This is a genomic window from Methylobacterium sp. (assembly GCF_019745455.1).
Taxonomy (GTDB): domain Bacteria; phylum Pseudomonadota; class Alphaproteobacteria; order Rhizobiales; family Beijerinckiaceae; genus Methylobacterium.
Genome location: NZ_JAIETD010000008.1, coordinates 1 through 7,358 on the forward strand (window position 1 = coordinate 1; position 7,358 = coordinate 7,358).

Annotated in this window: 7 protein-coding genes and 1 pseudogene; 3 read left to right on the forward strand and 5 right to left on the reverse strand. The window is 67.0% G+C overall.

The genetic code is table 11. The features are described from left to right. The 3 genes and pseudogenes from K2Y56_RS01300 to K2Y56_RS01310 all read right to left on the reverse strand — a co-directional run. A pseudogene (locus K2Y56_RS01300) lies at window positions 1-1,905 on the reverse strand (ribonucleotide-diphosphate reductase subunit alpha); the annotation flags it as partial. A gap of 375 nt (window positions 1,906-2,280) precedes the next feature. Then, window positions 2,281-3,039, reverse strand: coding sequence for a hypothetical protein (locus K2Y56_RS01305; RefSeq protein ID WP_292504044.1), 759 nt, complete (start codon window positions 3,037-3,039; stop codon window positions 2,281-2,283). A gap of 8 nt (window positions 3,040-3,047) precedes the next feature. Beyond that, a complete protein-coding gene (locus K2Y56_RS01310; protein ID WP_292504047.1) occupies window positions 3,048-3,470 on the reverse strand; it encodes a hypothetical protein in 423 nt (140 codons plus the stop codon). Between the two features lie 192 nt (window positions 3,471-3,662). Between K2Y56_RS01310 and K2Y56_RS01315 the strand changes: the two genes are divergently transcribed. Then, window positions 3,663-3,947 (forward strand): hypothetical protein, encoded by a 285-nt coding sequence (locus tag K2Y56_RS01315; protein ID WP_292504048.1) that lies wholly within the window; start codon window positions 3,663-3,665, stop codon window positions 3,945-3,947. An 89-nt stretch (window positions 3,948-4,036) separates the two neighbouring features. Here K2Y56_RS01315 and K2Y56_RS01320 read toward each other — a convergent pair whose 3' ends face one another. Together K2Y56_RS01320 and K2Y56_RS01325 are read right to left on the reverse strand one after the other, a co-directional pair. Continuing rightward, complete coding sequence (locus K2Y56_RS01320; protein WP_292504051.1) at window positions 4,037-5,140, reverse strand: hypothetical protein; 1,104 nt, start codon at window positions 5,138-5,140, stop codon at window positions 4,037-4,039. A 307-nt stretch (window positions 5,141-5,447) separates the two neighbouring features. After that, a complete protein-coding gene (locus K2Y56_RS01325) occupies window positions 5,448-6,068 on the reverse strand; it encodes a type 4 pilus major pilin (RefSeq protein WP_292504054.1) in 621 nt (206 codons plus the stop codon). Window positions 6,069-6,533: 465 nt separating this feature from the next. On the opposite strand from K2Y56_RS01325, the gene K2Y56_RS01330 reads away from it, so the two are divergent. Together K2Y56_RS01330 and K2Y56_RS26420 are read left to right on the forward strand one after the other, a co-directional pair. Next, window positions 6,534-6,755 (forward strand): hypothetical protein, encoded by a 222-nt coding sequence (locus tag K2Y56_RS01330; protein WP_292504056.1) that lies wholly within the window; start codon window positions 6,534-6,536, stop codon window positions 6,753-6,755. A 69-nt stretch (window positions 6,756-6,824) separates the two neighbouring features. After that, window positions 6,825-7,358, forward strand: a 534-nt coding sequence (locus tag K2Y56_RS26420) for a DNA cytosine methyltransferase (RefSeq protein ID WP_366848049.1), incomplete at its 3' end; no start/stop codon positions are given.

Here is a 7,358-nt window from a genome sequence, read left to right on the forward strand (position 1 = left end):
CTCGTAGCCTTCGGTCTCGCCGCGGGCGGCGCGCCGATGGTTGCGGATGACCCGCTTCATGCTCTCGGCGTTCGGCGCGTAGCCGTCGAAGGCGCCGAGCTCGGCCGCCATCTCGGCCGAGGTGGCGTAGGCGACGCCCGTCATGATGGCGGTGATGGCGCCGCAGATCGCCCGACCCTCGCGGCTGTCGTAGGCGATGCCGCTGGACATCAGCATGCCGCCGATGTTGGCGTAGCCGAAGCCCAGGGTACGGTAGCGGTAGGACAGTTCGGCGATGCGGGCGCTCGGGAACTGCGCCATGGCGACCGAGATCTCGAGGACGATCGTCCAGAGGCGGCTGACGTGCTCGAGCATGGGGATGTCGAAGCGGCCGTCGGCGTTGAGCCTCATGAGGTTCGCGGACGCCAGATTGCAGGCGGTGTCGTCCAGGAACATGTACTCCGAGCACGGGTTCGAGCCGCGGATGCGGCCCTCCGCCGGGCAGGTGTGCCAATCGTTCATGGTCGTGTTGAAGTGCAGGCCCGGATCTGCCGACGCCCATGCCGCCTCGCCGATCGAGGACCAGAGCTCGCGCGCCTTGACCGTCTTGACGGTCTTGCCGGTGGTGCGGGCGGTCAGGTGCCAGTCGTCATCGGCTTCGACGGCGCGGAGGAAGTCGTCCGTGATCGAGACCGAATTGTTCGAGTTCTGGCCCGAGACGGTGAGGTAGGCCTCGGACTCCCAGTCGGTGTCGTAGACGGGGAACTCGATCTTCGTGAAGCCCTGGCGGGCGAACTGCACGACGCGCTTGATGTACGCGTCCGGCACGCAGGCCTTGCGGGCAGCCTTGATCTCGCGCTTCAGGGCCGGATTGCGCTCGGGATCGAAGCAGGCCTCCGCATCGCCCTCGCAGTTCACGCAGGCCTTCAGCACGGCGGAGAGATGGCGGGAGACCATCTTGGACCCGGTCACGAGGGCCGCGACCTTGTACTCCTCCTTCACCTTCCACTGGATGTAGGCCTCGATGTCGGGATGGTCGATGTCGACGATCACCATCTTGGCCGCGCGGCGGGTGGTGCCGCCGGATTTGATCGCCGCGGCCGCCTTGTCGCCGATCTGGAGGAAGGACATCAGGCCCGACGACTTGCCGCCGCCGGCGAGCTTCTCGTTGTTGCCGCGCAGCTTGGAGAAGTTGGAGCCAACCCCGGAGCCGTACTTGAACAGGCGAGCCTCGCGGACCCAGAGGTCCATGATGCCGCCCTCGTTCACGAGGTCGTCCTCGACCGAGGAGATGAAGCAGGCGTGCGGCTGCGGGTAGAGGTAGGAACTGGTCGTCGGGACCACCTTCCCGAGATCCTTGTCGTACCGGTAGTGGCCCTGGCTCGGGCCGTCGATGCCGTAGGCCCAGTGCAGGCCGGTGTTGAACCACTGCGGGCTGTTGGGCGCCGTCATCTGCCGCGCCAGCATCGCCACGAGCTCGTCGTAGAAGGCCCGTGCGTTCCGCTCCTCGCGGGCGAAGTCGAAGGCGTCGCCGACGCTTTCGCGGAAGTAGCCCTCCTTGAAGCCCCAGTAGGTCCAGCAGCCGGCCAGACGATGGAAGACCTGCCGCGAGTCGCCTTCGCCGCCGTAGCGCTCGTCCTCGGGCAGTGCCGCGAGCGCGTCCTCGTCGGCGACCGAGCGCCACAGGAAGGACGGGACGTCGTTCTCCTCGACCTTCTTGAGGATCGCCGGCACGCCGGCCTTGCGGAAGTACTTCTGCGCGAGGACGTCGCTCGCGACCTGCGACCAGAAGTCGGGGACCTGGATGCCCTCGAGGCGGAAGACCGTGGAGCCGTCGGGGTTCTTGATTTCGCTGGTCACGCCCTTGAACGTGATTCCGGCGTAGGGACCGCCTTCCGCGGTCGTGATGCGGCGATCGATCTTCATGGGGAGGCCTTTCTTCTACGGCAGCTTGCGACGCGCTCGTTCGGCGCGCTTTCGGAAGGAATCGCTGCGGATCCGGTTCGTCCGCATCGAAGGAACGAACGCTAGGATCGACGCATGAAAATCACAACGATCGAACCAGATCTGGTGGAGGCGTTCGGCATATGGACCATATCTGGGGCGATCTCACACGACCGGCCGGACCGCCGCCGGGGCCGCATCGACCCCGAACGAAGGAATGAAACTGACAGGAAGGAGTAAACGCTCGGATCGGCATGTCAATCGCCAATTTCGTTGGCGGACACCCCTCGAACGCGGGCGTGGTAAAGGATCGACAGCGGGATCGGGCGCGACGCCCGTCGTCGCCGCGACCCGACCTCAGGAGGCGAAGGCGTAGACCGTCTCGGGTGGGGACAACGGCAGGCGGACGGAATCCGGCATCTGCGCGAGCGCGACCTCATCGTCGACGGATCCGGGCGGCAGAGGGATGGAGGTCCAGCCGGACATCGCCTCCGGGAAGATGCCGCCGCGCGGCGCCGACATGCGCTCTGGAGCGTGATCCTCCCGGAACCAGACGCCGTCCAAGGTGCGGCCGAGCAGATGTGGAGCCGCGTCCCGGGCCCAGAGCATGGCGGCGAAATCGAGTGCGAAGGCGTCGTCGAACGGCTCGATGCCGAGGCGCTCCGGCAGTACCTTCGTCGCTCCGTATCCCATCAGGAGTTCGAGCGCGGGACCGCCGTCGGGCCCGCCCGACAGCTCGTCGACCTCCTCCTCGGCCTCATCCCGCGTGTCCAGGAGCGTGTAGCCCCACTCCTCCATCTCGTCGTCGAACCTCCACGCCTTCCACTGCTCGCGGAAGACGAGGAGGCCCTCCGCCTCCGCCCACCCGACGATGACGCACCGCAGTTCGGGATCCTCCATGGCCTCGAGCACGTCGAGGAAGGCGGCACCGTCCCGCCGCATCTCGTGCAGCTGGCTGCCGCCGAGACGCGCGATGGACGTCCACGCTTCCGGGCAGAGCGAGACGGAAAGGCACGGCCCTTCCTGGCTGGCCCGGTGCAACAGCCCCCGGCGGGAGGGATCGAGCGATCCCACGTGGTAGACGCCGACGAGCTGAACGAGCGGGATGGCGGTCATGGTCGGTCTCAGGCGCCGGGGCGGGAAGGTATGTTGCTGAGAACCTGGTGGTCCGCCTCGTGATCGACGTAGTCCTTCAGCATCCGCCCGTAGGCATCCACCAGGTCGTCGTCGACCAGATCCGCGCCCACGACCTCGCCGAGGCGCATAAGGTACTCTCGGCCCAGTCCCCGAAGGTTCGCCGGTTCGAGATCGATGCGTTCCGTGAGCTCCGGCAGGACGGTCCCGAACGCCTGCTCCTCGGTCACGACGAAGCCGGGCGCCTTCGCCTCGATGGCCTCGCGGGTCCGTTCGAGGAGGGGATGCCCCGAGGCGAAGATCCCGCACAGCCCGCCGTCCGTGACGCCGAGCTTCTTCTGGGGGCCGACGAAGAGGGCGTCCCAGGTGGTGGTGATGAACTCCTCGAGGAGGCGTTCGCGATCGTCCTTCATGCTTCTCTCCGTGTGCCGGAAAAGCATGGCCCAGGCGTGCGAAAACGGCAAAGGCGGGCCGAGGCCGGCGTGGGCGGTGACCTGCGGGCCGCGCAGCGGTGAAACCCGGGGTGGACGAATTTGTTGAGGGGATCCCACGCCTGCGTTGCCCCGGGACGTCCCGGGGCCGGCGGTTTTTCGATGGATGACACGATGAACGTCAAAACGGTGCTGACGGCAGCCTTGATCTCCCTGGGAGCGAGCATCGCCTCCCCCGTCCTTGCCGCACCGCTCGCGCCGGTCTCCGGCCAGACACTCGCCGGCGACGCGCAGGTGTCCGAGGCCGCCTTCGGCTGCGGTCCCGGTTTCACCCGCGGCCGTTTCGGCCAGTGCCGGCCCTTCTTCGGCCCGCGGCGCTTCTACGGTCCCCGCCGCTTCTACGGACCGCGCCCCTACGGCCCGCGTCGCTTCTACGGACCGCGCCGGCACTTCTACTGACATCGACGGGCGCGTCGCCCGCGCCCAACGAGAAAGGGGCCCCTCCGAAAGGAGGGACCCCCATGCCGATCGCGACGTGTGCAGAGGCTTCAGTCCTTCGCCACGACCCGCTCCGGTCCGCAGGCGGTCCGCTCGTACCCGTCGGCACGATAGACGTTGCAGGGCCTGCAGAATCTCGATGTACGCGCCTCGGTGCCGCTGTAGACGGTGCGCTCCGAGCACCGCGACACGCGACGGCGGAGGCGCTCGTCGTCCCAGCGCTTCGTGCCGGGCAGGTAGTCGTCCATGCGGCCGCGTGGGTACGGGCCGAGGGCCGACCGCTGCTGCGGCGGGTAGGCGTCGCGCACGTCGCTCTGTCGCTCACGCGGCACGTCGCGCCACGAACGCTCGTAGCCGTAGGCCTCGGCGGCTCCCGCGCTCCGATCGTCGTAGGCGCGGCCGGCGGGCCGGAAGCCCGTGCCGAGCGTCGTGTAGACGGCGTCGTTGTAGTACTGGGACCGCTTCAGTGGGCCGCCGGCGACCGCATAGTAGCCGGAGCTGGGCACCACGGCGAAGCCGCCCTGGTAGGCCGGGCTGCCGTACCGGGCCGCCTGGGCGCTGCCGATCGACTGCGAGTAGCGGTTCGGAGACGGATAGATGCCGCCCTGGTACGAGGCCGGGTCCTCGAGACCGGCGTTGGGCTCGTAGGATCCGCCGTTGAACGAGATCCCGCGGAAGCCCAGGGTGCCGTAGCCCGAGTAGGGGCCGTGCCCGTTGAAGTCGTATCCGTCGCCGCTGTAGAAGCTCGCCGGGTAGTCGCGCCCGTTGTTCTGCGAGTTGTAGTACGAATACGGACGCACGTCGGCGCTCGGCGAGGTGTAGTAGCTCGGCGGGCGGTAGTTGGAATAGTCGGTCTCGTAGTAGCCGCCAAAGCTGATGCCCTGGTAGCCGCCGCCATAACCGTAGCCGGCCGCCCCGTAGCCGCCGTAGCCGCCGTATCCATACCCACCGTAGCCGCCGTACCCGTAGGCATCGGCACCCCTGGGAGCCGTCGCGTAGCCGAAGCCGCCCGGGTAGCGCTGGTAGGCGGCGTAGTCCTGGCTGGGCCCGACGTAGGGCGTGTTCGGGTACCAGTTCTGATAGAGGCTCGCGGCATCCGCTCCGCCGGCGGATACGCCGAGAGCAAGCGCGAGAGCTGCTGTTCTCCAGTTCATGTGAAGCCTCCGTTCTGCGGAGGTCAGAACGGGACTGTGTTGGCCCAGGTTGCCCACGAAAATGAAGCTCGAAGGATAAGGCGGGGCATCATGGGCGTAAAAGTCAGATGGGATCTGACGAAATCAAGGATACGAGGGGCAAACTTCGTTGGAGGGTGCCCACCTATTTCGTTGGCAGCCACCCCTCGACTCAGGATCCGACAACGGATCTCCCCCCGGTGTTTGTTCCGCACCCGCCGAACCGTGGGGCCAACGAAAAAGGGGCGCCGCGAGGCGCCCCCTGTCCATTCCGAGATCGGAGTGGATCCTAGAAGAAGGTCCACTTGATCGAGGAGGTGTTGCTGTTGCCGCAAGCGGCGCCGGCATCGGTCGGGGTCATCGGACCAGTCGAGCCCGAGGAGCCCGAGGAGCCGCCGGCCGACTGGACGGTCGCGGAGCCGGAGACGGAGAGCAGGCCGCGGCCGAAATCCATGGTCAGCATCTTGGCGCAGGCGTCCGACGGCAGGCCGTTGAACACCACGTCGAAGTTCGCGCCGTTGGCGACCGGCTGGATGTCCACGTCGCCGTTGAAGGCGTTGCGCAGCGACTGGGTGGTGGTGTTCACCATCTTCGAGGGGACCGAACGGGTGGCGATCAGACCCTGGACGATCGTGCCGTTGGCGCTGTCGTAGCTGGCCTGACCGGCGTAGACGGTGCGGACGGCCTGCTGGATCGCGGCCAGCTGGCTGGTAGCCTCGTTGGTCTTGGCCGAGATCGAGGCGTTCTGGAAGAACAGCATCACGCCGGCGATGAACACCGCGGCGATGGCGAGCACCATCGCGGTCTCGATGAGGGTCAGACCCTTGCGGCGGGCGGCGGCGCGGACGAGTGCGAACTCGCGGCGGGCTTCGGAACCGCGTCCAGCGACGCGGAGCATCATGGCTTTCATAGTACCAACTCCTTGTCGCCGGAGCGACGTGCTTGTGGAGGCCCAGGAAGCCGTCGTTCCTTCGGACTGCGGATCGGCGGAGGCCCTGAAGGAGTATTAGGTCGGAAATTTGGATCGCGCAAATGCCCAGTTCGAAGCAATGGATCTGAAACCATTTTCGGACGAATCCTTCATTTCAAAGGATCCCCCGACCACTCTCGTGGAAGCAGCATGGGATCCCCCGTCGATCCGTGGTCCGGTCCGCCGGCCGGCGCGGATCGACGTTCGACGCCGCGCCGGCCATCCTTCCGGTACGGCCACGCTGCCATAATTTTTCACGGTTCCGAAACCATTCCCCCATACCTGTCGTATCGCGCTGGACGGTACGGAACCAACGAAGGAATGGCGTGTTGCCATTCCATGAAAACGCGGGCATCTTCGGCGTCCCATTCCTTCGTGGGCGCCGATGTCAGCAGGACACGACGCGTGAGGGAGAAGACCATGCACGATCGCCGGAACACGATGTCGCTGCCGACCGTCGGACAGATGTCCGTCATCGTCGACGCCGTCGAGGCGCGCATGGCCCATCATCGCCGCACGCGCGTGGTCGCTCAGCTGCTGACGAACGCGCATGCCCCGTACATCCGCCCCGGCGCGGTCGGTAAGGCGCTCCGTCGCCGCATCGCCGCCGAGGGGCATGCCTCCTGACGCGGATGAATGACGGCTCCGACAACGCTCGACCTGTTCAGCGGCGCTTGCGGCGGCTGGAGCCTGGGAATGGAACGTGCGGGATTCCGCACGATCGCCGCCTGTGAACTCGACCCCTGGCGCCGGCGCATCTACGGCGCCAACTTTCCGCACGCGAAGCTCTTCTCGGACGTCGGGGGACTCACGGCAGCTCGGCTTCTGGACGAAGTCGGAGCACTGCCATTCGCAGTCATCGGGTCGCCACCTTGTCAGGACCTCTCAGTCGCCAACGTCAGAGGCAGAGGCCTCGACGGCGCACGCTCCGGCAACGGCTTTGATCAGTTCCTTCGGATCGTCGGGGAATGCAGACCGCGTTGGGTCGCTGTTGAGAACAGCCCTAGCCTCCGAACTCGCGGCGGCGACCGGGTGCTTGCCCGCCTGGAGGCTCTCGCATACGCCCCAACGCCGCTCGTGGTGGGTGCTTGGCACGCCGGCCATCTTCACCGCCGGCAGAGGGCCTGGATCCTCGCCTACACCGACGAACCTAATGCCGACGCCGCTCGCGCAGGAGCAGCAGGGTTCGGTCCGTCTGGAGGGTGGCTCCAACTCCCGGAAACGCATGCG